This window comes from Chitinophaga sp. (genome assembly GCF_039596455.1).
Lineage (GTDB): Bacteria > Bacteroidota > Bacteroidia > Chitinophagales > Chitinophagaceae > Chitinophaga.
The window spans coordinates 1,512,995-1,535,503 of record NZ_JBCNJR010000001.1 but is presented as its reverse complement, the minus strand read 5'-3'; the positions used below and the strand labels follow the sequence as shown (position 1 = coordinate 1,535,503).

At 52.9% G+C, this 22,509-nt stretch carries 17 protein-coding genes and 1 tRNA gene; 4 read left to right on the top strand and 14 right to left on the bottom strand.

Annotated elements, in window-relative coordinates; genetic code table 11:
- Positions 1-64: 64 nt before the first annotated feature.
- From ABDW36_RS06420 to ABDW36_RS06385, 8 genes are all read right to left on the bottom strand, one after another.
- Positions 65-514 (bottom strand): DUF6265 family protein, encoded by a 450-nt coding sequence (locus ABDW36_RS06420; RefSeq protein ID WP_343701050.1) that lies wholly within the window; start codon positions 512-514, stop codon positions 65-67.
- A 32-nt stretch (positions 515-546) separates the two neighbouring features.
- Positions 547-1,674: a DUF5009 domain-containing protein gene (locus ABDW36_RS06415; RefSeq protein WP_343701049.1), complete on the bottom strand. Its 1,128-nt coding sequence runs from the start codon at positions 1,672-1,674 to the stop codon at positions 547-549.
- A 137-nt stretch (positions 1,675-1,811) separates the two neighbouring features.
- Positions 1,812-2,378 (bottom strand): hypothetical protein, encoded by a 567-nt coding sequence (locus ABDW36_RS06410; protein WP_343701048.1) that lies wholly within the window; start codon positions 2,376-2,378, stop codon positions 1,812-1,814.
- A 247-nt stretch (positions 2,379-2,625) separates the two neighbouring features.
- The gene (locus ABDW36_RS06405; RefSeq protein ID WP_343701047.1) at positions 2,626-3,162 is read right to left on the bottom strand and encodes a hypothetical protein; all 537 of its coding nucleotides are present in this window, start codon (positions 3,160-3,162) and stop codon (positions 2,626-2,628) included.
- A 236-nt stretch (positions 3,163-3,398) separates the two neighbouring features.
- Positions 3,399-4,133 (bottom strand): class I SAM-dependent methyltransferase, encoded by a 735-nt coding sequence (locus ABDW36_RS06400; protein ID WP_343701046.1) that lies wholly within the window; start codon positions 4,131-4,133, stop codon positions 3,399-3,401.
- 37 nt (positions 4,134-4,170) lie between these two features.
- The gene (locus ABDW36_RS06395; protein ID WP_343701045.1) at positions 4,171-5,076 is read right to left on the bottom strand and encodes a YEATS-associated helix-containing protein; all 906 of its coding nucleotides are present in this window, start codon (positions 5,074-5,076) and stop codon (positions 4,171-4,173) included.
- Positions 5,077-5,490: 414 nt separating this feature from the next.
- Positions 5,491-5,565 (bottom strand) — tRNA-Pro (locus ABDW36_RS06390).
- A gap of 134 nt (positions 5,566-5,699) precedes the next feature.
- Positions 5,700-6,692, bottom strand: a complete 993-nt coding sequence (locus ABDW36_RS06385) for a hypothetical protein (protein WP_343701044.1) — start codon at positions 6,690-6,692, stop codon at positions 5,700-5,702.
- A 227-nt stretch (positions 6,693-6,919) separates the two neighbouring features.
- Here ABDW36_RS06385 and ABDW36_RS06380 point away from each other — a divergent pair, with 227 nt between their 5' ends.
- A complete protein-coding gene (locus ABDW36_RS06380; RefSeq protein WP_343701043.1) occupies positions 6,920-7,417 on the top strand; it encodes a lipocalin family protein in 498 nt (165 codons plus the stop codon).
- Here the strand turns inward: ABDW36_RS06380 and ABDW36_RS06375 are convergent.
- On the bottom strand, positions 7,410-8,138 hold the full coding sequence (locus tag ABDW36_RS06375) for a LytTR family DNA-binding domain-containing protein (RefSeq protein WP_343701042.1): 729 nt from the start codon (positions 8,136-8,138) through the stop codon (positions 7,410-7,412). The two genes, ABDW36_RS06380 and ABDW36_RS06375, sit on opposite strands and share 8 nt — an antisense overlap.
- Before the next feature lie 179 nt (positions 8,139-8,317).
- Between ABDW36_RS06375 and ABDW36_RS06370 the strand changes: the two genes are divergently transcribed.
- The 3 genes from ABDW36_RS06370 (at position 8,318) to ABDW36_RS06360 (ending at position 11,933) form a co-directional block, all read left to right on the top strand.
- Positions 8,318-9,382, top strand: coding sequence for a histidine kinase (locus tag ABDW36_RS06370; RefSeq protein WP_343701041.1), 1,065 nt, complete (start codon positions 8,318-8,320; stop codon positions 9,380-9,382).
- A gap of 136 nt (positions 9,383-9,518) precedes the next feature.
- Positions 9,519-10,871 carry a hypothetical protein gene (locus tag ABDW36_RS06365; protein WP_343701040.1) on the top strand — a complete coding sequence of 451 codons (1,353 nt, stop codon included), beginning with the start codon at positions 9,519-9,521 and terminating at the stop codon, positions 10,869-10,871.
- 339 nt (positions 10,872-11,210) lie between these two features.
- A complete protein-coding gene (locus ABDW36_RS06360) occupies positions 11,211-11,933 on the top strand; it encodes a hypothetical protein (RefSeq protein ID WP_343701039.1) in 723 nt (240 codons plus the stop codon).
- Positions 11,934-12,079: 146 nt separating this feature from the next.
- On the opposite strand, the gene ABDW36_RS06355 is transcribed toward ABDW36_RS06360, so the two are convergent.
- From ABDW36_RS06355 to ABDW36_RS06335, 5 genes are read right to left on the bottom strand one after another with little or no spacing between them, the layout of a single operon-like run.
- Positions 12,080-15,562, bottom strand: coding sequence for a glycosyl hydrolase (locus ABDW36_RS06355; RefSeq protein WP_343701038.1), 3,483 nt, complete (start codon positions 15,560-15,562; stop codon positions 12,080-12,082).
- Between the two features lie 10 nt (positions 15,563-15,572).
- A complete protein-coding gene (locus ABDW36_RS06350) occupies positions 15,573-16,430 on the bottom strand; it encodes a glycerophosphodiester phosphodiesterase family protein (protein WP_343701037.1) in 858 nt (285 codons plus the stop codon).
- 10 nt (positions 16,431-16,440) lie between these two features.
- Positions 16,441-17,613 carry a hypothetical protein gene (locus ABDW36_RS06345; RefSeq protein ID WP_343701036.1) on the bottom strand — a complete coding sequence of 391 codons (1,173 nt, stop codon included), beginning with the start codon at positions 17,611-17,613 and terminating at the stop codon, positions 16,441-16,443.
- A 21-nt stretch (positions 17,614-17,634) separates the two neighbouring features.
- The gene (locus tag ABDW36_RS06340) at positions 17,635-19,179 is read right to left on the bottom strand and encodes a RagB/SusD family nutrient uptake outer membrane protein (protein WP_343701035.1); all 1,545 of its coding nucleotides are present in this window, start codon (positions 19,177-19,179) and stop codon (positions 17,635-17,637) included.
- 5 nt (positions 19,180-19,184) lie between these two features.
- Positions 19,185-22,490, bottom strand: a complete 3,306-nt coding sequence (locus tag ABDW36_RS06335) for a TonB-dependent receptor (protein ID WP_343701034.1) — start codon at positions 22,488-22,490, stop codon at positions 19,185-19,187.
- Positions 22,491-22,509 lie beyond the last annotated feature (19 nt).

The following is a 22,509-nucleotide window of genomic DNA, read 5'->3' as shown; positions in this document are numbered from 1 at the left end:
CTCAGGGAAGAACGGCAGCTGGCCGCATATAACAGCGCCCGACCCCGCCTCGGAACAGCGCTATTTAGCGCAGCCGCCTCATAGGGAACTGCCTTGTTTTCAGTATACCGTTCACGGTACCTGAAATTTCCGCCAGCAGGGAATCGGGGTTCACCAATGTGTAACTTACTTTTTGGGGGAAATCATGCGCAGGGTTTTCAAACACCATCCGCCGGCTGTCTATGGCCGTGAGCGCAAACCGCACCGGCAACCCATTGTTCTGCCCGGTTACCGTAGGTACATAATACAATTGCCCGCCTCTCTGCTCCAGGCTAACGGACTCCAGCAATAGGGTATCACCTTCCCTGATCAGCAGCCCCTTGCCCGCAAAGGTGGAATCATCCAGCTTCACCCAGGTCTCCAGCATCTGGCGGCCGGAGGCATTGCTTTGCCATGTACCGGTCAGCCAGCCGGCCTTATCTATGGGGCCGCCGGCAGCGCAGGAAAACAGGAGCAGAAGGAGCAGATATTTCATTTTACCGAAATTACATAAAATCAAGCGGGCCTTTACACCCGCAGGAATACTTTCTTCCGGTACATAAAGTACAGGAACAGCCACTTGATGCCCACCATGCAAATGGCCATCACTACCACGTTGAAAGGGTTGCCCACCAGCTGGCCCAACCAGGCAAATACGGCGTTAGTGGTGTAGCCCCAATTAATAAAGTGATCTGACATGTAAATGAGAATGGAGTTCATGCCTATTACCCTGAAGAAAAGCGTCCACCCCCGATAGCCTTTTACATCTATTACGTAATAGAACAGTCCCAGCAACAAGAGGCTGATGCCGCCTACCTGCAATACAAAGGAGCTGGTCCAGAGGTTTTTATTGATAGGGAAATCATAGTTCCACAATTGCGCCAGTGCAAGAAAGATCACTCCCCAGCTGAGCATGCGCAGGGTTTTCTTTTCCGGCGTAAGGGGGCTGTGTTTCAGCAAATTGCCTGTTAATATGCCCAACAGCGCCGTGCTGATGGCGGGGATGGTAGACATGAGGCCTTCCGGGTCATGAATGCCCAGGTACAGTTTGCCGGGCATTATCAGCCTGTCTACATAAGAAGCAAAATTGCCCTCCATGCTGAGATCTCCGGGCGCGTAACCGGGAGCCGCGGTGAACTTCAGCAGCAGCCAGTAGCCAATAATAAAACCCCAGAAACAAATGATCTGTGTGCGCTGCCGGCTATAGAGGTAAATGATATTGGCAAACATATAGGCCAGCCCGATCCGGCCCAGCACGCTGCCGAACCTGATCTCTGAAACAGGGCGCAGCTCCAGGCCGTTATTCACTATCAGGCCCAGCAACACCAGTATCATGGCCCTCCTGATCACCCGCAGCAGCAGTTTTTGCCTGGGTACGCCTTTTTCCAGCTCGCGGCCTACGGAATATGGCGTAGATACACCGGCCATGAAGAGAAAGAGGGGGAAAATAAGATCATAGAAACGGAAGCCGTTCCAGGCAGGATGCACAAACTGCTGTGCAATGGTTTGCCAAAAGGGAGAGCCGGTGGCTTTTCCCAGTCCGTGAAAAATTTCTTCCGCCCCCATTATCCAGAACATATCAAAACCACGAAGCGCATCCAGGGAGTAGAGCCGCCCCATGCCCTGGGGTGCCGGCGCCGCTTGAGTAGTATTCATTGGTATCGGTAGTTGTGTGGTATTCTATAAATGTAAGCAATATCGGGATAATTCAAACACAGGGGCAATAAATGCGGGAGCCCGGCGTGTGGCCGGGTTCCCGGAAGGTGGCATTTCCCCTCTGTGTGGCAGTGGAGTTACGCCGCGTTAAAGGTCAGGTTAACCACCGGCGCAGTGTTGTTGCCGGCTTCAACAAAGGGAGGATCAATGAAAGTGCCGATATGCGTGAAATTACCGTTCACCAGGGAGTTGAATGCTTCAAGTATGGCCGCTTCAATGAAACTGAACATATCATCCACATCCTTCAACGCAATTACGCACTCTTTTGCTTTTACGTCCGGCATAGGATGCGCGGCGTATTTACATCTCAGGTTCTTCACTATCTCTATCTGTTCTCGCCATACCAGCAGTGACTGCCGCCATCTTGAAAGCGTCAGCGGGCAAATAGCCCCCTCCATGTATTCTCCCCTTTCAATTCTTGCCCAGAAATTCCAAAGACTGAAATAGTCGTAACCTGACAAGCTGGTCAACTGGTGCAGGTTAATGAAAGACATACGCATCAGCGTATTTGAAATAAAATTCCGTTCTGCGTAACTTCCGCTGCCTGACTTTTCGGCGTATTGCCTGTACAGGATAAATTCTTGCTTGAAGTCCCTGGCCGTTTGCAGCATAATGCTCAGATCGTCTAGCATACTCTTTTTCATACCGGATGGTTTAAATTTTTTAATGTTGGATTGATACAGCAGCGCCTCCTATGCCAGTGCATAGTGAATAGTTAGTATTTTATGTACCCTCAATTGGTTGATTGCAGTGAGATATGTTTACATTACCAGTTTTTCTCACACCCTTTATGTCTAGATCATTTTTCTGCTGATGAAGGGTTAAACCATGAGGCTGTTTTGCAATTCAATAACAAAACTTTCATTTCAACACCCTCACCATCGCCCTTCCCTAGCCGTTATCAGGGTATTCCTGAACAAGCACCCAGGCCATGGCGCCCCATAACAACACAGCCACCCATTTGTATGCCTGGCCAAATGAAATGCCAGGCAGCAGGTTATCCCGGGCGCCACAGTTAAAAAGATAGATCACATTGTCCAGCAAGAAAGCGCAACAGAACACCAGGTAAATCACATAGGTGCTTGCCGGCGCCAGCGTATGCCACCCCGCTCCGTTCACCAGCGTCAATTTCAGCGCCAGCCACGGTAAAAAGTATTTCATCAGCAAAAAAAGGGCAAACAACCAGGCGGGCTGCACTTTGCTTTTGAACAGAAAACGGTAGTGCAGGATATGCACGGCCAGCATTGCCAGCGCAAAGATAGTTGCAGCACCAAACAGTGCCCATAGCGGTATATCAGCCTTGAAAGATGTGAAACGGAAAGTTACCTCAAACAGGTTGGAGTTGCTCCATTTTTCCGGCAGGCCTGCGCAGGAAAGCAGCAGGCAGAGAAATGCATGCGGGGGCATTGTGATTAAATTCATCATCATCTCTTAATTGTTTTTGTTGGTTCTTTGTTGATCTGATATTCAAATTCCCTCTCCCGTATATAAGTAAGATGCAACTTTCATTCTGAAAGGGTGAGTCTCAATAAAAGTCGGGTATTTATACGTTTTTTAGCTGGAATACAATACAGCAAAGGATTACAGGCATACGGAGCATGTTCCGGGACAGCAAACATTTACAACCTGTTAACAAGATTGTTGCTGAAGTGCATTTTTTACGGCTATTGTTTCACCGCTGCCAGCAGTAAAAAAATAGGCCGCCTTGTTTCGTCTTTCATTTCGGGGTACCGTTGCAGCACTTCAGGAGCGGGCTGCGGTTCGCAGAGGCGGGTTAGCTTAAAACCTGCATCCAGCAGGGTATTGATATAGGTTTCTGCAGTGCGGTGATATTTTATAACATCACTATCCAGAAAACGGGTTTGGCGAAGGCCCTGTTGCTGGTAGTCATCCACCGGCCAGTGCAGCCGGGCGCCCTCCTTGTTATAGTACCAGTCCTGCTCCGGGCGCGCCGTAAAAACGGGGTGCTCCACAGAAAGTACAAAGTGACCACCGGGGGCCAGGCACTGGTAAAGCCGGTGGCAGACCTTTTTGAAGTCTTCTACATAATGCAATGCCAGGGAGCTGATCACCACATCAAATGCGCCGGCGGCGAATTGAATGTCTTCTATGGGCATCCGCAGGTATTCAACCAGCGGACTGCTGGTTTGTGCCCTGGCTTGCGCCAGCATTTTTTCGGAGATATCTACGCCGGTTACCTGCGCCGCCTGCTGCTCAGCCGCGTAGCGGCAATGCCAGCCGAAGCCGCAGCCAAGGTCCAGCACCCGCTTGTGTGCCAAAGGCGGCAGCAGCGAGCGGAACACTTGCCACTCTCCGGCAGCGTTGAGGCCTTCTACAGAGCGGGGCATGCTGCTGTAACGCAGGAAAAATTCAGGATCGTCGTATTTATTCTGTTGCATGGCGTCCGTTTGTGACACCTGCTAATGTACTAAAAGCCTAGCGCATCCTGAACTCTTTGGGGAATTTGCTGTCTTCAGAGAGGTCAAGCTCCAGCAGGGTATCCCCGTTGTCTGCAATAACACCCACTGTAAATGCGCCATAAGAAAGCACTTCGTCATCTACCGCCACACCGTTCTCAAATTCATCCGGCCTGACGGTATATACGGAAGGCGTGAAAGAATCGTGAATGTAGAATATTACGGGCGCATCCAGCGGCTTTTGGGGGTCAGTGCTTTCCACCTGCAGCGTTACATTATAGAAACCGGGAACGGCAGATGCTTTCACGCTGGCGGAGAGACGGCGGCCGTTCCGTTCCGGCTTGCCGCCAAAGCGGCCCTTCTGCGGGTCGTTAGGGTCTTTGATGGGCGGCAGGCCGGCTATGACGCTGCGCAGCTTTTCATTGTCAGAGGCGGATTCAATGCCCCGGCTGACCGGCACCTTCTTCAGGATGTTCTCTTCTGCCTTCAGAGATTCGCTCTGGTTGTTTTTGATGCGTTTGATGCTTTGTTTCTCCAGCTCTTCCTTTTCTGTTTTCAGTTTATTGAACTGCTCTTCTTTTACCACGTTATTAATGAGCATATTGATGAACTTGAACCCTGCAGAAGCGGCCAGCAGGCAATATGCGGCATACAGCAGGTAGTCTTTGGTGAGCACCGTTGCGGCGGGCACATCGGGGTTTTTCCAGCTCCAGGCAAAATAGCCATTGTCCAGCAGCTTGCTTTGTGCAAATTCGAGGAACAGGGGCACCAGCACGGTTGCTCCAATGCCCAATATCACGCATTGCCACCAGGGTTTCAGTTTTTTGCCGGTGTCCGAGCTTTCATTAGCAGGCAGCAGAAAGCTCACAATACCGCCGAATACGCCGGCAGCCAGCATGATCAATATTACTACAGGTATTGACATACGAAAAGGATTTGGGGTTGAATAAAGGTTGTGCTGTTAAACCGGGATGTTTCTTTGGGGCGTAATAACCAATCGTATGTTAAATATAATAAAAAACAGTGACAGAATTGTGTTAATTGCTCTGCCGGCAGCTCACATTGCCATTGAACATGGTTATTACGATCACGCGCATTTAACAAATGAAATAAAGCGGTATACCGGCCTGCCTCCTTCCGGGTTGTAATTTGTCGCCTTTTTCCAAAGCCGCAACACTGGACGGCTTTATTGAAGGAGCCAATGGAGAGCTGGATTGGTGCATATTGGAAGAAGATATGCAAAGGCATTCAAGGCGGGCGTGGTGCAATTGATCTATACTCCCCGGTAGGGGGCACTAAAAAGCCCGCTCTTAAAAAGAGCGGGCTTTTAGAATTTCCGTCGGGATGGCAAGATTCGAACTTGCGACCTCCTGGTCCCAAACCAGGCGCGATAACCGGGCTACGCTACATCCCGAACATCAAACACTTTATAGTTAAAGCTGGCGGTGAAAGGGAACCCCTCCACTTTATCGGCTGCAAAGGTATAAAAATAAAATTAACAAAACAACAGATTTTCAGGAACTGTAGCGTAGCGCCACTGCGGCCGTTCTATTCAGGTATGCTTGCGTTGACAGGAACGGTTTTCCAGTTCCCGTACCAGGGCAACACATCCCCGTCTCCCGGAATGAAGGTCACACTGCAGCTGCCGGTCACTTTTTTGGGGCTCATCCCGAATTCAGGGCGCAGGTTGATGCTTTCTTCCAGCTGTAGCGCAGGGCCGTTTTCCAGGCCCACTTCCATATGGTACCGCCCCAGCGGAATATTGTTGATATAAAAACCGTTGTTCTCCACTGTTTTCCTCACAACGAAAGTAACTTTTTCATCCGCGTGAAAAAGCGCCTCAGGGGTAAGCTTTACAACAATAACAGCCCCTGCCGGTATGCTGCCCGGCAGCGGGAGAGATTGCGTGCGGATGTTATAGCTGATATGAACGGAGCCTCCGAGGTAGTTGCTGCTCCACCAGGGGCTTTCGCTCACATCGTCCGGGTGCCGCCGGCCGTAGGGCAACAGCACAAAATTCTTGACAGCGCCGGCTGTTGAAACAAAATGTGTCAGATTGCTATCTGCCGGGAACAGGGAAATGGGTGCCCGCCCGTTCTGGTAGTCAATGGTGCAACCGGCCTTGAAAATGTCTGCACTGCCCACCGGTAAAACCACTTCGTAATAGCCGCTCTGGTCTGATTGAGCAACGGCGGAGGTGTAGGCCCCGCCAACCAGTGAGGAACGCACGCCAATTTCCGCGCCGGGCAACGGCCGGCCGTAAACGTCTTTCATATACCCTCGCAGCGTGTTGCTTTTCACGTTCAGTTTGCGAAAGGCGGGCAGCACGCTGCGTTTGTTGTCCATTACATTTACATGTGTTACCGTTCCCGGCACGTCAAACGTGCGGGATACTGACGGCAGCTGGTCAAAAGGTACCGGCTCCCTTACCACGTCCGCAGGGTCATCGTTCTGCCCGTCTGCCCCGGGGCCATCTGTTTTCGAACAGGCCGCAAGAAGAGCCAGGCACACGCATAAAATACTTACTGTTTTTTTCATCATAATCAGGATTCGTTTATCGGGGTGCAATAATACTGCCCCCTGCAACCTCATTTTGATCATTTCTACCAATGCTGTTATAGCAGGGATAAAATACCTTCCGGCGCGACAAATGTATCCGCAGCGCCAGCCTGCTTTTCGTCTGCTCCATATGCAGTTGGTAGAATAAATGAACGGAGGGAAAGCACCCGTTTTACCTTTGGCGCAGACAATATCTAATACCGGAAAGTATGGAGAGCATAACAAAACACCTTGCGGCAATAGCACCGCTATGTCTGGCCATTGCATTGGCCTGCCCCGTTACCGGCTGCCAGAACAGCGCGGCCCGGAGCCCATCAGTCAATTCTTCTTTTATGGACAAGTACTGGGTAATGACCGCGTTCACTGCGGCGCCCGGCATAGACTGGGACCTTGACGGCGCTACGGAAACAGACATCCTGGCCAAACTGGAACCTTGTGAAAAAGATGATGCCATCATGTTCCGGAAAGATAACCAGGTGCTGCGGCATCACGGGGCCAACCGGTGTGATGAAGATGAGGAGGAAACAGAAGAAGCGGGTACATGGCAATACGCACCGGCTACCCGGCAGCTGACCAGGAACAGTGAGGGCTCGCGCCCGGTGGTATACACAGTGGTGGAGGCCACCGGCGGCAAACTGGTGCTGCAGCAGAACGTTGAGGGCAAAAACAAACGGCATGTGCTGACCGCTACCTTCAAGGCTAAATGATCAGGCTTTTGATATCAGGGAGGTAATTCCTTCCCACATTTATTTCCATGCCGTTGTCCATCACCAGGAAAGTTTTGTGAATGTCTTTATACAGCTCGCGCACATGCGCCATGTTCACAATAACGGAGCGGTGAACGCGTATGAACAGGCTGGGGTCAAAACGCTGGCCAATGGCGCCAATGCCAAATGAGCTGATGTAGCTGCCGGCGCTGGTATATACTTCCGTATAGTCGCGGTCTGCTTTCATATAAATGATGTCGGCCACGCGGATATTTACGAACCGTTTTTTGTTTTCTACCATGATGTATTCAGGGTAGGTACCTTTGCCGGCAGCAACATGGGCCACCAGGCCGGGCAACTGGGGCTGCACAGGCTGCACCCGGGCCATGGCATCATCAAACCGGGCTTTTGTGTATGGCTTCAGCAGGTAATCAATTGCGTTGATCTCAAACGCCTGTATGGCATAACTGTCAAAAGCGGTGGTGAAGATAATACCGGGCACATGCTCTACCCGCTGCACCACTTCAAAGCCGTTTGCTCCGGGCATCTGGATGTCAAGGAATACCAGGTCGGGCTCCAGCATGTTGATGTACTTGATGGCCTCGATACCGTTGTGGCACTCCCCCGCCAGGAAAAACCCGGCGTGGGCCGCCAGGTATTGCCTGATCAGCAGCCTTGCATGTTCTTCGTCATCAACTATCAAAACAGATTTTCGGGACATAAGGGGCCAAATTATGGTGGATATGCCAAATTAATCAAATTTTCGATGAGCAACCATATGGGTCGACGAGCTGCAACAGTGTTCTGCCAATTTCCCGGCCATTTGCCGTCTTGCATGGCAGAAATGGCTTTCTTCAACTATTTATAGTAAACTTGGAAACTTTTACCCGATAATTACGTATGCACCAGCAAATCTACCGCACCCGTGCAACCCGGCAGGAAATCCTGCTGTTCGTTTCCTGCTTCATTACCATGAGCGTGCTCTATGCCACGCCGGGCCTGGTAAGCGCAGGCATAACGCCTCATTACCTGAAGGAGCTGGCCGTAGATTGCCTCATCATGGCAATTGCCTGCCTGCCGGTATGGTGGCTGCATTTTCGGAAGCTGGCGCACTGGTCGCTGAAAAAAAGGTTCTTCCTCCACCTGGTTACCGCGGCGGTGTATTATATGTTCTGGGTAATGCTTTACCAGGTGTACAACCCGCTTGACGGGAAACCGAAAATGACCGGCCTGCAAATGCTGCAGAACCTGGGCCCAAACCTGCTGTTCTACATCCAGGTATTCAGCATTTTGCACATCTATCATTTTTTCCGCGAGCGCGAAGCGCAGTTGAACAGGGAGAATGAATTGCGGGAGCTGGCCCACGCCGGCGAGATCAGTGCCCTGAAAGCCCAGATACAGCCGCATTTCCTGTTCAACACCTTGAGCAGCATCAGCGCTTCCGTGCCGCCGGAACAGGAAAACACCAGGGTGCTGATAGCCCGCCTGGCGGATACTTTCCGTTATGCGCTGGTTTCCACAAAAGAAAGTGTTGTTCCGCTGGCCAGCGAGCTGGATTTCATGCAAACCTATCTTTCGCTGGAAAGGGCCCGCTTCGGTAAACGCCTGCGGTTCAGCATTGAGAGCGATGCCGGTGTCAGGCAAACCATGATCCCTCCCATGCTGCTGCAGCCATTGGTGGAGAATGCCCTTAAACACGCCATTGAGCCGTCTTTAGACGGCGGCGATATAGATATCAGCTGCAAGGCCGGCCATGGAAAAGTTGTTATCATGATCAGCAACACCGGCATGCCGTATACCGGGCCGCTAGACCGCCTCTTTCAAAGCGGGGGCATTGGCCTTTCCAACATGGCGCGTCGGCTGGAGCGGCATTACGGCGAAAAATTGCTTGTTAGCCGCAATGCCCGTCAGGGTCTGTGTTTCGAATTTTCTATTCCCTCAACCGCTTCCATTTCCGCCCGTTAAAAGTCATTTGTAGACACTATATGTACTTCATCGGTCTAAAAACGCAGGCTATAGATTAGCCTGTTTTTTTGTCTCGTGCCATCGCATTTTTGCAACCACATTCCCGAAGCGGAATTGTTTTTAAACACCATTGCAAATGACAATCTCAAAAAATCTATCCCTTATTCTGGGCGCTTGCCTCCTTTTGTTCAACGCGGCCTGTAAAAAAGGCGCCCAGGACCAGCAGGAGCCGGGCCAAAGCGAACCGGCGGTTTATGACAGGGGCACGCCCGTTGGTGAGGCCGTTAAAAAGACCATCGGGCAGGAAGGCGGCACGCTTACCTCCCAGGATAACCGCATCCAGCTGACCGTACCTGCAGGTGCACTGGCCGCACCCACCGAGGTCAGCGTTCAGCAGGTAAGCAATACGCTGCCAGGCAGCCCATGCCCCACCTACCGGCTACTGCCGGAAGGAATAGAATTTCAGAAACCGGTAACGCTCACCTTCGCTTATGAAGCAGCAGACCTGGACAGCACGGCGGAAGATGCGCTGTTTATGGCTTACCAGTCTGCCAACGGCATATGGAAATTCATCCCGAAAACAAGGCTGGACAAAGCCTCCCGGAAGCTGTCCGTTGAAACCCGGCATTTTTCCGACTGGACGCCTTATGCGCTCTTCTGGTTACGCGCGGAAAAGAAAGTGCTGAAAGTAGGCGAAGCTACAGGCGTTGATGTCTACTCCGCCAATGACTTTGCAGACTTGAAACCTGACCTGTCTGAAATTGGCATAGCCAGGGAACGCATGCTCCGGAACAGTAAAAATATCAGGAATTGGTCCGCTACCAGGGGCACCGTGGTTGCCTCGCAAGATGTTGCGGTGTATACCGCTCCGGGCCGCAAACCGTTAGACCCGGTTGCCGTAGTCAGCGTGGAGATCCACAACTTCATTCCCCCCGCCTTGTATGACAACAGGGGCGGCCCCGCCACCAAACTGATCCTGATGGAAGAAATTGCCATCACTGACGATACCTATTGGCTGGTGAAACACCGCGGCCGCGTTCATGAAGGCATTCCCGGCAAATGCACCTACATCACGGGGCAAGACGGGGACGGTCATTTCTGGATTGCCGGCTGGCATAGTGAAACACAGGGTTTCTCCGGCATTATCTACGGCCTGTCTGCACCCAGGGTGGGCAACTTTCCATGGCACAACGGGGATTCTTATGATACTGATCTGCACAAAAGCTATATGCTTTTCCTTGATGTGAACCGCCAGCTCTACGCGCCGGAAACCTGGTGGCTGTTCTGCAATGATGACGTCCGGGAGCACCGGGCTTCTCCCGGCGGCATCTCCATTACGAAAGTTGAAGAGCTGAAAGGCGTGGTATATGTGGAAGGAAAGATCACCTCCACTCTGTGGAATGGCCACAATGATTGTAACCCGGCCATAGACAGTGAAGTGGAGATCACCTTCCGCCTCGCGCCCAAAATCATGAGTGAGGATGATTAATGCATACATCGTGATATACTGACAACATAACCTTGCCAGCGAGATAAGTAAACCCGGTTAACCGGAACGCCGCTTCAACACTGGCAGTTAACCCCTGAATTAAAAATGCAGCCCTCCGGCTGCATTTTTTTATATGCCTGCGGAACCGCTGCCACTAAACCCCTTCCCGCTGCACTTCGTCTTCCCCACGTGCAGTTGGTAGAATAAACGAATGAAGCGGAGGTACACGCTTTACCTTCGGCGGGAATATTAAACCAGATTACAGTGCATATGAACAAACTAATTTATTTCGCCGGGCTTCTTTTAATTTTTGCAGGATGCAGTAAAAAAGGAGGGGAGTTGGAAGAGCCGGGTGAAGGGAATGACTGGGACATTGTTATAGCGTCTTCAAAAAATCAGCCAGGCATTGGGCCAACCGCCGGTACACCAGCCGGCGCCAGCTGGCAGCTGCCGGAAGGCATTGAAATAACAGACCGGCCCGGCAAGCCGTTCAACCCTGACCTGAGGCTGCTGTTTGGCAGCATCAATACATTCTATGCTGACCTCAGCTTCGTCAACAGGAAAAATACGGTCATCACGGTTGAGATACCGGCCGGGCTGATCTGCCTCTTCAAGCGGGAAGGCCGGGTGCAGAACGGCATACTGACATCCACCGTGAACATAGAAGTCCCACCCACATTTAAAGATGACGGTTCGGCCGATGATACTACTACTGTTTATCTGGGCCTGGGCTGCCTCAACTATTCCATGGCTTTCCCCTGGGAAGAAAATCAGGAGTGGGATACACGGGATTACCCCATCGGCAAGGACATGTACAGGCCGGGCGTTGTTACAACTGACCCCAACCTCTTGAAGCTGCTGGCATTGCTGAAAGGCTATCCCGGCTTACGGCTCACCCGGCATTACAATCCGCAGGAAATGTTCAGTGAAGAATACCAGACACCGGAGTGGCGGGTGATCTATACATTGGTGCAGGCGGCCTTGTGGGAAATTACCGATGGCCCGGGGCTTACACGGAAAGACTACCGGGAATTGCAGGAAGCGCTGCAGCCATATAAGTAATCGTTTATTTGCTGACCATCAAACCCGGTTAAAACGGAAACATGCTGAGAACAAGCTGCCGGGGAAATTCAACAAAAAAAGCCTGCAAATATCTATTTACAGGCTTCCAGTTTTATCAGTGTGAGGGCGGGATCCGGGCCCGTTGCTTACCGCTCGTAGAACAGCAGCTTCACCGGCCCTATCAACCCTGCGGGCAGCAATTCTGAATCCTTCTCTACAAAGCGCCACGGCGTAAAGGTCACCCGCCCGCCGGATGGTCTCGCTTCATTCGACCACACCCATGCCGGGAACTCTTTTAACTCATACCCTTTGAAGTCGTTGCCGGCATAGCGGAGATTCTCCCGCCATGCAAGGTCAGGCGGCAGCTGCTCATCTCCCACCAGGCGGTTCCACCAGGTATTGGTTACTTTAAGGGTGACGCTGTTCTCCCCGGGATGCAGAAAATCACTGATGTCCGACTGGTAAGGAGGCTTCCACAACGTATCCACCACCGAGCCGTTGATGATGACCTCCGCCAGGTTTTTAACAGTTCCGAGCGACAGGATGACGCCGGACCGCAGTTGCTTTTTCGTACAGTTGATATTCGCATGATACGTTGCCGTACCGGAAAAGTATTTAATGCCAAACTCTTTGCTGGCAGACCAGGACCCCGCCGTCAAACGGGCTCGCGGCGGCGCGCCATAGCCTTCAGGAAAAAGCACGTCCCACGCCAGTTCCAGCGGCATGGAATTTTTTATTTCGGGCATGCCGTACAAGCCCGCAGGGAGGTTCCCGGCAGACTTGAATAGGATAAAAACAGCGCCAAAAGGCGTAAACGGAATTTTAACACGGATGCGGTCACCTTCCTGCGCCCACTCCTTGCAGCGGTATTGTTTTCCGGTTTCCGGGTCCCATATCACCGGTATTTTATCCTTCACCCGGAACATCAGCTCCGCCTGCTGCTCCGTGGCCACCTGGCTGGATACAAAGTATATATCCGTGTTACCCAGCAGGCGGTGCGTCCATGCTACCGCATCTTCACCCTGGCGGATGCCGGCGGCGGTTTCAGGAAAGCCGCCCCAGCCCATGGCCTTACCGGAGGCATGCAGCACCTCCACATCAGGAGGCGTAACAGACGCCAGCAGCTCCATGAAAGCAGGAGACCATCTGGTGGTCATCGCCGGCTCTTCCCAGAATTCTTTCTCCTTTGTGCGTGTCCGCAAAAAATAATCCCGTTCCGCATCAAATTCATCTTTCCATATCTCTTTCATCCATATCAATCTGCCCGCGCCCACTTTATTTTCAAATATGGTGCTGCCATCCATCCGGCCCCACAATTCATCCGTCAGTTGCCGCACCAGGCTGTCGTTTTGCTGATAGTTCAATAATCCCGGGGCGTGATATGGCTTGTCCCTACACACAATGTTCCCTCCTTTCCGCAAAAGATACCCGATCCTTCGAAGCATCTCCGGCGACATTTTCCCTTTCGTTTCCGGCAGCAGCAGCACCCGGTATTTTGCACCGGAAGGAAGCGTGAAGTAGCCGTCCTTCACATCCATTTTATTTAACAACAGCTCTTCGGACACCAGGTCGTAATTATATTTTTTATGCAATCCCATCGGCATGGTATATTCCCAGTCTAGCGTAGGCAGCAGCCCCGCCACATCCGCCACATTACGCCCTTGCTGCAGCATGTACTGGCACCGGGATAGATAATTCGTCCATGCCCGGCCCGGTTGCAACCAGGTTTGCGCGGGAACGAACATCGTTCCCCAGAAGAACATGTTCATGCCCGGTTTGTGGTCCATTCCCCACGGTTGCAACGCCGTTCCATGCAATATCATTTTGTTGACGCCGTTGCAGAAAGCCAGGTCGCCAACGCGCTTGATAGCATAAGGGTCCATCTTCCAGTTTCCATCATTCCAGCGGCCTGTGTAAGCTTCCGCAGCTACTTCCTTGCGGCCGTAAGTATTGGCCGCGCTGGCGGCCCATCTGGCCGTGTGCATCCTTTCCGTGCTCACCCAGAACTCGCACATCGGCACCTGCACCCTTCCGGCCATGCGCACAGGATCGAAAGGCGCGGTGTAAGGTTCGGTCATGAACTGCATGCCGAGTGAGTCCGCCTTGCCGGAAAGGTTTGAAAAGAAGTTCTCCGCGAACAGGTCGGTCTGTGTGAGGTAAAGATCATTCGCGAAGCGCTTGCCGAGGTCTTCATTTCCCAGCACCCGGTCGCTCTTGTACGTGATCAGCCAGGGAGCGGGGTCGTATCCTCTCCGTTTGATAAATTCTTCACGGAAGTGCGCCGTCCACTCCGGGTTGCCCACTTCCCAGCTGTCCGCTTCAAAGGCCCTGATGGTGTTGCCGGCGAGCTGCGGCGATTCACGGATGAACCGTCCCACCATACTGTCAAACATTGCGTTCACGGCAAGCTTGTCCAGCTTGTCGCATTCCAGCCCTTTGCCGCCAACGGGCGGCGGGCGGTTAAATGCCAATGCATTGCGCATAGCATACCGCCTGATCACCCAGTTGCCCGCGGGCGCCTTCCATGTGATCTTTCCCTGCCGCACTTTGCGGGTCAGATCAATGACTTCCGCGGGAGACACCTGCGTTTTGTCAGGAAAAGCAACGATGGCAATATCACTGGTATAATAATCAAATCCCGGGCGCAGCAGGGTGTAGGTGTTATCGTTGACGCGGTTGAACAAGGTCATGCCGAAACCGTCGTTGATGGCGGCGGCGCTGTAACCGAAAGCTTCAATTGAACCGGAGGTATGCACCGCTGCGTTCCGTGCCACATTCCGGCCGCCAGACATCACCACGATCTCTTCCAGCGCCAGCAGGTATTGTGTTTTACCTTCGCGCAAAACGGAATAGTTGCCCGCTGTAGTGATGCGGATGTGTTGTACCTTCTTTTTATTTTTCTTCAGGAAAAGCGCCGGCACCGCATCCTCCGTACGCAGCGTGTAAGTAACGCTGTCCGAAAAATCTTCTTTCCCGGCAACCGTAATGTTAAACGCTGCCGGCATGCCAAACCGCTTTTTATCATTGTTATCGAAAGGATGAAGATAGACCGCATCTACAGGAACAGCCTGATCAAGATCTATCCGCAGCTGAACGGGAAGATCATCAATAGTAAATGCCGAATGAAATGCCTTGGCCTTTCCTACAGGCTGATCATCCACCCGTAAGGTAACCGCGCGGTCCCCTCCCGCTATTTTTATTTCCGTATAGGCAATATGCTGTACCGCCTGGTCCGGCTTCACCCATGGCCCGCCGCTATGGCACCATCCCGGCCCGCATTGGGAGGAAATGGTGAGGCCCACACGCGCGGACTCCTCCGCGGCAAATTTCCAGGCATCGAAAAACGCGGGTGTTTGCGAGATGATGGGGTGGGGCATGTGATGATCGCTCCACATCTGCCGGTCGTTTGTTTCACTGCCCACCAGCATGACCAGGGTGCCGCTCAACCCGAATTTTTTGAACTGCTCAAGGTCGGAAGTAATACCTTTTTTCGTCACCATATCATTGATCCAGTCCCAGAATATCCACGGGCGGTAGTCGTCGGACGGATCTTGGAATTGATGCACGTTCTGCCCGGATGCGGCCAGGCAGGCCAGCAGAGATGCCGCCAACAGCGCTTTCAGCTTCATAACGTAATGGTTAAAACAAGTGGGGGTAATCGGAGATGATGCCATCCACCCCCAGAGATTTCAGTTTGTTGATTTCTTCTTTGGTATTGACGGTCCACGGGAGCACTTTCATGCCTTTCTGATGGCATACCTTCACCATCTCCGGCGTTACCAGCTTGTAATACGGGCTATAGAGGTCCGGAACGAACGTTAGCCGCCGCAGGTTTGTTTCCACATCATTCCGGGCTGTCAGGAACGAGGTTTTTACTTCCCCCGCATAATCCCTGTGCACGATTTCCAGCATGCCCGGATCGAATGACTGGACCATTACGCGGCTTTGTATCTTTTTGTTCCGGATGATCTCCATCGTTGCCTTGATGAATTGCTCGCGGAATTCATCCGTGGCGGTGCTTGCGGGAGAAGGCACTTTCGCTTCAATATTGTATGACGGTTGTATACCTTTCCTTGCCGCGTACGCCTCCACGGAATCTATCAGCTCCGCCAGCAGCGGAATAACAGCCGCCATCTTTTTTTGTTGCGGGAACTCCGGGTGCGGCCGCAGCCCTACATCGAATTGCCGGATATCGTTGTAGGTAAGCTGATTGAGCTTAAGGCCGGCTTCTTCGGATTTCAGCACCGGGCGGCCATCCGGGTGCCGGGCAAATATGCCCGATATGTACGCATCATGCGATACGATGATCTTATTGTCCTTGCTGAAATACAGGTCCATTTCCAGCGTGGCGCCCAGGTCAAGGGCGTACTTCATGGCCGCGATGGTATTCTCCGGCATCATGCCGCGCCCGCCCCTGTGGGCCTGTGCATCAAACTGCTGCGCCAGCGCCGGCTGCAACGAGATGATACAGCATATGGTGATGATGATCTTGTACATAATCAGTCTGTTATTGGTAAACATGTGTCCATACCCTTGCCCGGTAAATGGTGTATCCCGGCACGTATCTCGAAAAAGCGATAGCACCCGTAGACGCATCAAAGAAATCAACCTTATTGGTGTGATATTCGTGAACGGTGGGGTTATAGGCATGGGTGGTGACATAATACCCTCCCTGCATTTTGGAAGCGGACTTCAGCCGCACCTGGCTGCCGGTATACAAATGGGAAGCCCCGGGCGTGGGCGTGAAAGCCTTCGTTTGTTTGTTGAACCGGTACACGCCCGTATGATCACCGTAAATGAGCACATCATCATTGTCATACTCCGCGGTAAGATCATGCGGATACATCAAACGGTTGGCATCGGCCAGGATGCTGGAGGGATGGCCGAACGGCAAAACGGCGCGCAGGCTGACATCTTCTGTCAGCGTAGGACTAGTTCTGGTGCCCCCGATGATATAAGCGAAGAGCCCCTGGTGCCGTACGCCGCCGATATTGATCTCCGCGCCCACCCACAGCCGGTGGTAGATGGTGTCCAGCAGCAAGGCGTGCGGCCCCTGGATATTGACCTGCGCGTAGCTGGCGCCGGTAGCGTCTGCCGTGTTGTAAATGCGCACCCAGTTGCCGTATGTGCTGGAAGCTGTACCGTCTCCAAAGCCCGCCACTACGAGGTTGCCGTTGGGCAACAGCTCAATGGCGTGGTTATTCGGGTTCTCGTTGGTGGGGAAAGTATATTCCCACAATTTCTGCCCCTTCACATAACTCCCCGATGGGATGTAAGCGCCGATAGCCAGGTAACGCCCGCCCTGTATGGCGAACGCGGATTCCGCTTTACCGGAAAAGCCGCTGACATAGTGCAGCCGCATGTCTCCCACGCCTACGCCCATGGCGGAAACAGCGCCTGAAGAATATCCCAGCGCGGTGGTGGGCTTAAACGACCACTCGCGGGTGGCGGCGTCCCAGGTAGTGTGGTTGTACCGGTAGATTTCTATCGTCTTGTCAGCCGTATTGCTGATGGCGATCCAGGGCGTCCAGGTGGTGATGTCATTCACGGTGTTCTCCTCGCTGCCGGCGGCGGATTTTGCATCCACTTCCGGGCCGGCCGCTTTTTTACATTGCACGGCAACCATCATGCAAATGATCATCACCAGGCCGTTGCAACGCATTTTTGTGTGTGTTTTCATGGGGACGGGTTTTAAATTTTTTTATTGCTCATAGCCGGTGTTCTGTGTCAATGCCGGGTTCAGCTCCCGCTCAGATTGCGGAATGGGGAACAGCAGCTTATATGATTCGAGCTGGAAGGCATTGGCGGGTAAATAGTGCAGCCGCAGCTTGAGGTCATTACCAAACGCCTGCATGGTTTCCATGGCCGTGCCGGTCCTCACCAGGTCGTGCCAGCGGTGGTTCTCAAATGCCAGCTCCACGCGGCGTTCATGGGCAATAATGGGCCTGAGCAATGCAGGATTTGTTTCCGTGATGGCATTCAGCCCGCTCCGCGGCACCCGCACCTGGTTCAGATAAGGCAACGCTTCGGGCGCCTTGTTCTGTTCATTCAATGCTTCGGCCAACAGCAGCAATGCATCCGCATACCGGTAAACCGGCCAGTTGTCATTTGTATTGTTGGCGCTGCTGTGCGCGTGGAGGAATTTTTTGATGTAGGGCACTCCTGTTTTCCCCGGCGCGGGCGTATAATCAACTACGCTCTTTTTAGCGGAAAAAGCGAAGATCAGGCTGGTATTATAGCTGCCTTCCGCCATGCCGATGGAAGCTTCCAGCCTTTTGTCTCCCGGTTCATAGGCGTTGATCAGGTCCTGCGTGGGAATATTGTAACCGCCGGTGTTGACGTTGTTGGTTTTCACGCCTGTGATGATCTGTGTATCCATCGAGCGGGGAAGGAACTGGTAGATAAAATTGCTTTGCTGGCCCTGTTCGATGCCTTGCAGGTATTGCACTTCAAAGATGGACTCGCGGCTGTTCTTACTGGATGTTGAAAACACATCTCCATAATTACCCAGCAGCTGGTATCCCATCCCCGGCAGCGTCTTCAACAGCAGCTCCGCATCCTGGTACCGCTTCAGGGTCATATATACTTCCGCCAGCAGCATGGTGGCAGATCCTTTCGTAGCCAGCCCGGTCTGCGGGAAGCTGGCGGGCGGCTTCAACTGATCTACCGCATCGGCAGCATCCGCAATGATCTGTGCATACACTTCTTCGGCAGATGACCGGGCCACGAAAGCATCGTCTGCTTTCTCCACTTCCTTCAGGTGCAGCGACACGCCGCCGAAATACCGTACCAGCTTGAAATAGAAATAGGCGCGGAGGAATTTTGCCTGTGCTTCGATATCCATTTTTACAGCTTCGTCTATCGATGCGGCTTTGGCCCTTGTAAGCACAATATTGGCTCTCGCAATGCCCTCGTAGCAGGCAAAGTAAGTGTTGGCGGAATAGGAGTTGCCGGCGTTGTCCAGGAAGTCAGCAATGTTCTCGCGATGTACGTAGCCATCACCGCGGTTCACGGTATAGTCTTCGTAGTGCGTATTGTCCGACCGCATTTCGGCCATATTGTAATCAACGTTCGCCAGCCCGCGCAATGCGTTATAAGTGGCCAGCAGCGCCTGCCGCAATCCAGCTTCGTCTTTGAAATATGTTGCTCCGGACGGCGAATCTTCAGGCGCCAGGTCAATAAAATCATCTTTACAAGCTACGTTTGTCAGTGTAAGCGCGATAAAGAGAATATATAGCTTTCTCATATACTTTATTTGAATCTTGCATTAATACCAAGAGAAAATGTGCGGGGCACCGGGTAGGCCATCACGTCCACACCCAGCCCGCGTGTAGCGTCCAGGCCGCTCAGGCTGATCTCCGGGTTCATGCCGGAGTAGGCGGACCATACAAGCGCCTGCTGAACGGAAGCATATACGCGCAGGTTTTTCAGCAGGAGCTGGTTGCCGAGCGCAAAGGTGTAACCGAGCGATATGTTCTTAATAGCGAGGTGAGTGCCGTCTTCCACCCATTGGGAATTGGCGTACCGGGCCAGCACGGTGGTGTTGGCTTTTGTGCGCGGGTACATGCCGGCGCCGGGGTTTTCCTCGGAGCGCCAGCGGTCCTTTATATCCGCCAGCAATCCGCGCGCACCGTCCAGGTTAGCCATGTGCGTCCACTTGGCAACGTTCAATATCTTGCCGCCCACAGCGCCCGCCATGGAAATATTAAGGTCCCAGTTGCCGTAAGTGAAATTGTTGGTGAAGCCGAAGCTGAAATCAGGCGTGGGATCTCCGATGAACGTGCGGTCGTTGATATTGTCGATAATACCGTCCGGCACACCGTTAGGGCCGGAAACATCTTTCATCTTTATCGTTCCCACATCAGAATGGAAATTGCCGGTCTGGTATTGCGGGGAGCTGCCCAGATCAGCCGCATCTTTATAGAAACCAAGGTTCACGAAACCATAGAACTCGCCAATGCTGCGCCCTACCTGGTGACGGTAATAGTCTCCGGTAATGCTGGAACTGGAGGCAATGAACCCGGGACTTACCAGCGATTTTATCCGGTTCCGCTCGAAGGCCAGGTTCAGGTTGGAAGTCCATTTCAGCCTGCCGTCGATATTAACGGTATTCAGCGTCAGCTCATGCCCCCAGAATTCAAATACGCCGGTATTGAAGTTGATGGAGGTAAAGCCTGAAGAACGCGGGATCTTCCGCTCCTGGATCATGCCGTCCGATGTTTTCCGGTAGTAGTCGTATGTAAAAGAAACGCGGTTGTCGAATGCCACTACATCCAGTCCGATATTGAACTGCTTGTTCCTTTCCCAGGCCAGTTCCGAATTGCCCAGCTTGTTCACTGTGGCGCCGAAGTCAACAGCGCCGTTCACTACATAATTATATTGCCCTATGGTAGAAATATGCGTATAGTTACCGAAGTAGTTATTTCCCGTGATGCCGTAGCTGCCGCGCAGCTTTAACAGGTTCAGGAAAGAAGCCTTCCGCATGAAGTTTTCATCGCTGATGATCCAGCCGGCGGATATGGACGGGAAGTTACCGTACCGCCTGGCGGAGCCGAAGCGGGAGGAGCCATCGCGCCGGATGGCGCCGGAGAGCAGGTATTTTCCTTTATAAGCGTAGTTCAGCCTGGAGATCATGGACAGCAGGGAATAAGCGGTGTAGTTGCTGGTAGCGCCGGTGATATTGGTAGCCACGCTGATCCATTTTATTTCATCGTCCGGAAAGTTCTGCGCGCTGATGCCACTGCTTTCTCCTTCGTACTTCTGCGCCGAATAGCCGGCCAGCGCCTCAAAGGAATGGTCTTTCAGCAGCAGCCTGTATTGCAGGTTGGTTTCCGCCGTCCAGGAATAATTGTCCCAGGAGTTGCTGTTGCCGGTGGCAATGGAAGTGGTGGAAATAGTGGACGGCGCAAAGCGGTTCCTTGTTTCATTGCCCTTGTCTACCGCAATGTTCGTTTTCAAAGAAAGCCCTTTCAGGAACTCATAATCAAGATAGGCATTCCCCAGCAGGCGGCTGGTTTTATAATCGTCCTTTACCAGCATCAGCTGTGCGTATGGGTTGACGTTGGTGACCATGCCGGCGGTGTTGGCATGAATGGGATAGCTGCCGTCAGGGTTCACGGCGGGGGCGAGCGGACTAGCTTCCAGCGCCCATTGGAACAAACCGGCCAGGCCGTCTGTGCTCATGCGGTTATTATGATCGAATCGGTAGCTGGGTGCAAGGCCGAACCCGATCTTCAGCTTATCGTCATTCAGATGAAAGTCCTGGTTAATGCGGAAAGAAAAGAGCTGCGTGCCGGTATTCACCATCACCCCCTCCTGCCGCTGGTACCCGGCAATTACGGTGGAGCGCGACCTGGCGGTGGCGGACGACACGGCAATGTCGTAGTTCTGGATGGGCGCCTGCCGCGTTACCACATCGAACCAGTTGGTGCCTTCGCCGTAGCGTTCGGGGTTGGTGTAAATTTCGGGCACCTGGGCGTTGGAGTTTTCATACTTCCGCTTGTCTTCATACAGCTCATTATAAAAAGCAGCAAATTCCCTCGCGTTCATCATCTTCGGTACCTTGCCCATGGGGATGGTCTGAATGCCGTAATTGGCGTTGAAATCCACCTGCATTGTACCCGGTTTGGCATGCCGCGTGGTGATCAGCACCACGCCGTTCGCCGCGCGAGAGCCATACAGCGCCGCCGCGGCGGCGTCTTTCAATACGGTGTAGCTTTCGATCTCCGCGGGGTTGATATTATTGATATCGCCTGTGATCGGGATACCATCCACCACAAATAGCGGTTGATAACCGGCGGTTAAAGAAGCGGCGCCGCGTATGCGGAAGGCCATTCCCCTGCCGGGCTGGCCAGACACCTGGTTGATCTGCACGCCGGCCACTTTGCCCTGCAGCTGCTGCGAGAATTGCGTAACCGGCATATCCTGCAGCTGGTCTGCGTTCACCTGCGCAATAGCGCCTGTTACTTCGCGGCTGCGCTGCCTGCCGTAAGACACCACCACCTCCTGCAGCTGGGTGTTCCTGCTCATGCTGATATCAAGCACCTGTACCGCGCTGCTGACCTGCACACGGGAACGGGTCACCTTGTCATACCCCACATAGCTGACTATAATATCGTACGTGCCTTGTTCCAAAGCAAGACTGTAATACCCGCTGGAATCCGTCAGCGCCCCCGTGGCAGTGCCGGCCACCGCTACAGTAGCCCGCGCGAGCGGGTGCCCCTCAGCGTCCGTGACCCTTCCTTTCAGCACACCTTTTTGCTGCGTGGCCGGGCCGCTTTTGGCGGGCCGCACTACAATGGTCTTTGCCACTATCTCGTAGGTGAGCGGCTGTCCTTCCAGGCACTTCTTCAGCACTTCATCCAGCGGCCGGTTGTCAACACGGATCGATATCGGCTTCGTGTTTTTCAGGATCGCATCATCATAGATAAAGAAATAGCCGCTTTGTTCGCGAATGTCTTTGAATACTTCTTTAAGCGTTGCATTATTCCTTCCGAGCGTAATGTTCTGGCAAAACGCTGCGGTATGTGACAGCATGCACATAGCGGCTAATGACATGATCAAAAGCTTCATTTTG

Bases quoted from the DNA above. Each gene is read 5' to 3' on its own strand.
- ABDW36_RS06420 (WP_343701050.1), bottom strand. From the start codon at position 514: ATGAAATATCTGCTCCTTCTGCTCCTGTTTTCCTGCGCTGCCGGCGGC.
- ABDW36_RS06415 (WP_343701049.1), bottom strand. From the start codon at position 1,674: ATGAATACTACTCAAGCGGCGCCGGCACCCCAGGGCATGGGGCGGCTC.
- ABDW36_RS06410 (WP_343701048.1), bottom strand. From the start codon at position 2,378: ATGAAAAAGAGTATGCTAGACGATCTGAGCATTATGCTGCAAACGGCC.
- ABDW36_RS06405 (WP_343701047.1), bottom strand. From the start codon at position 3,162: ATGATGATGAATTTAATCACAATGCCCCCGCATGCATTTCTCTGCCTG.
- ABDW36_RS06400 (WP_343701046.1), bottom strand. From the start codon at position 4,133: ATGCAACAGAATAAATACGACGATCCTGAATTTTTCCTGCGTTACAGC.
- ABDW36_RS06395 (WP_343701045.1), bottom strand. From the start codon at position 5,076: ATGTCAATACCTGTAGTAATATTGATCATGCTGGCTGCCGGCGTATTC.
- ABDW36_RS06385 (WP_343701044.1), bottom strand. From the start codon at position 6,692: ATGATGAAAAAAACAGTAAGTATTTTATGCGTGTGCCTGGCTCTTCTT.
- ABDW36_RS06380 (WP_343701043.1), top strand. From the start codon at position 6,920: ATGGAGAGCATAACAAAACACCTTGCGGCAATAGCACCGCTATGTCTG.
- ABDW36_RS06375 (WP_343701042.1), bottom strand. From the start codon at position 8,138: ATGTCCCGAAAATCTGTTTTGATAGTTGATGACGAAGAACATGCAAGG.
- ABDW36_RS06370 (WP_343701041.1), top strand. From the start codon at position 8,318: ATGCACCAGCAAATCTACCGCACCCGTGCAACCCGGCAGGAAATCCTG.
- ABDW36_RS06365 (WP_343701040.1), top strand. From the start codon at position 9,519: ATGACAATCTCAAAAAATCTATCCCTTATTCTGGGCGCTTGCCTCCTT.
- ABDW36_RS06355 (WP_343701038.1), bottom strand. From the start codon at position 15,562: ATGAAGCTGAAAGCGCTGTTGGCGGCATCTCTGCTGGCCTGCCTGGCC.
- ABDW36_RS06350 (WP_343701037.1), bottom strand. From the start codon at position 16,430: ATGTACAAGATCATCATCACCATATGCTGTATCATCTCGTTGCAGCCG.
- ABDW36_RS06345 (WP_343701036.1), bottom strand. From the start codon at position 17,613: ATGAAAACACACACAAAAATGCGTTGCAACGGCCTGGTGATGATCATT.
- ABDW36_RS06340 (WP_343701035.1), bottom strand. From the start codon at position 19,179: ATGAGAAAGCTATATATTCTCTTTATCGCGCTTACACTGACAAACGTA.
- ABDW36_RS06335 (WP_343701034.1), bottom strand. From the start codon at position 22,490: ATGTCATTAGCCGCTATGTGCATGCTGTCACATACCGCAGCGTTTTGC.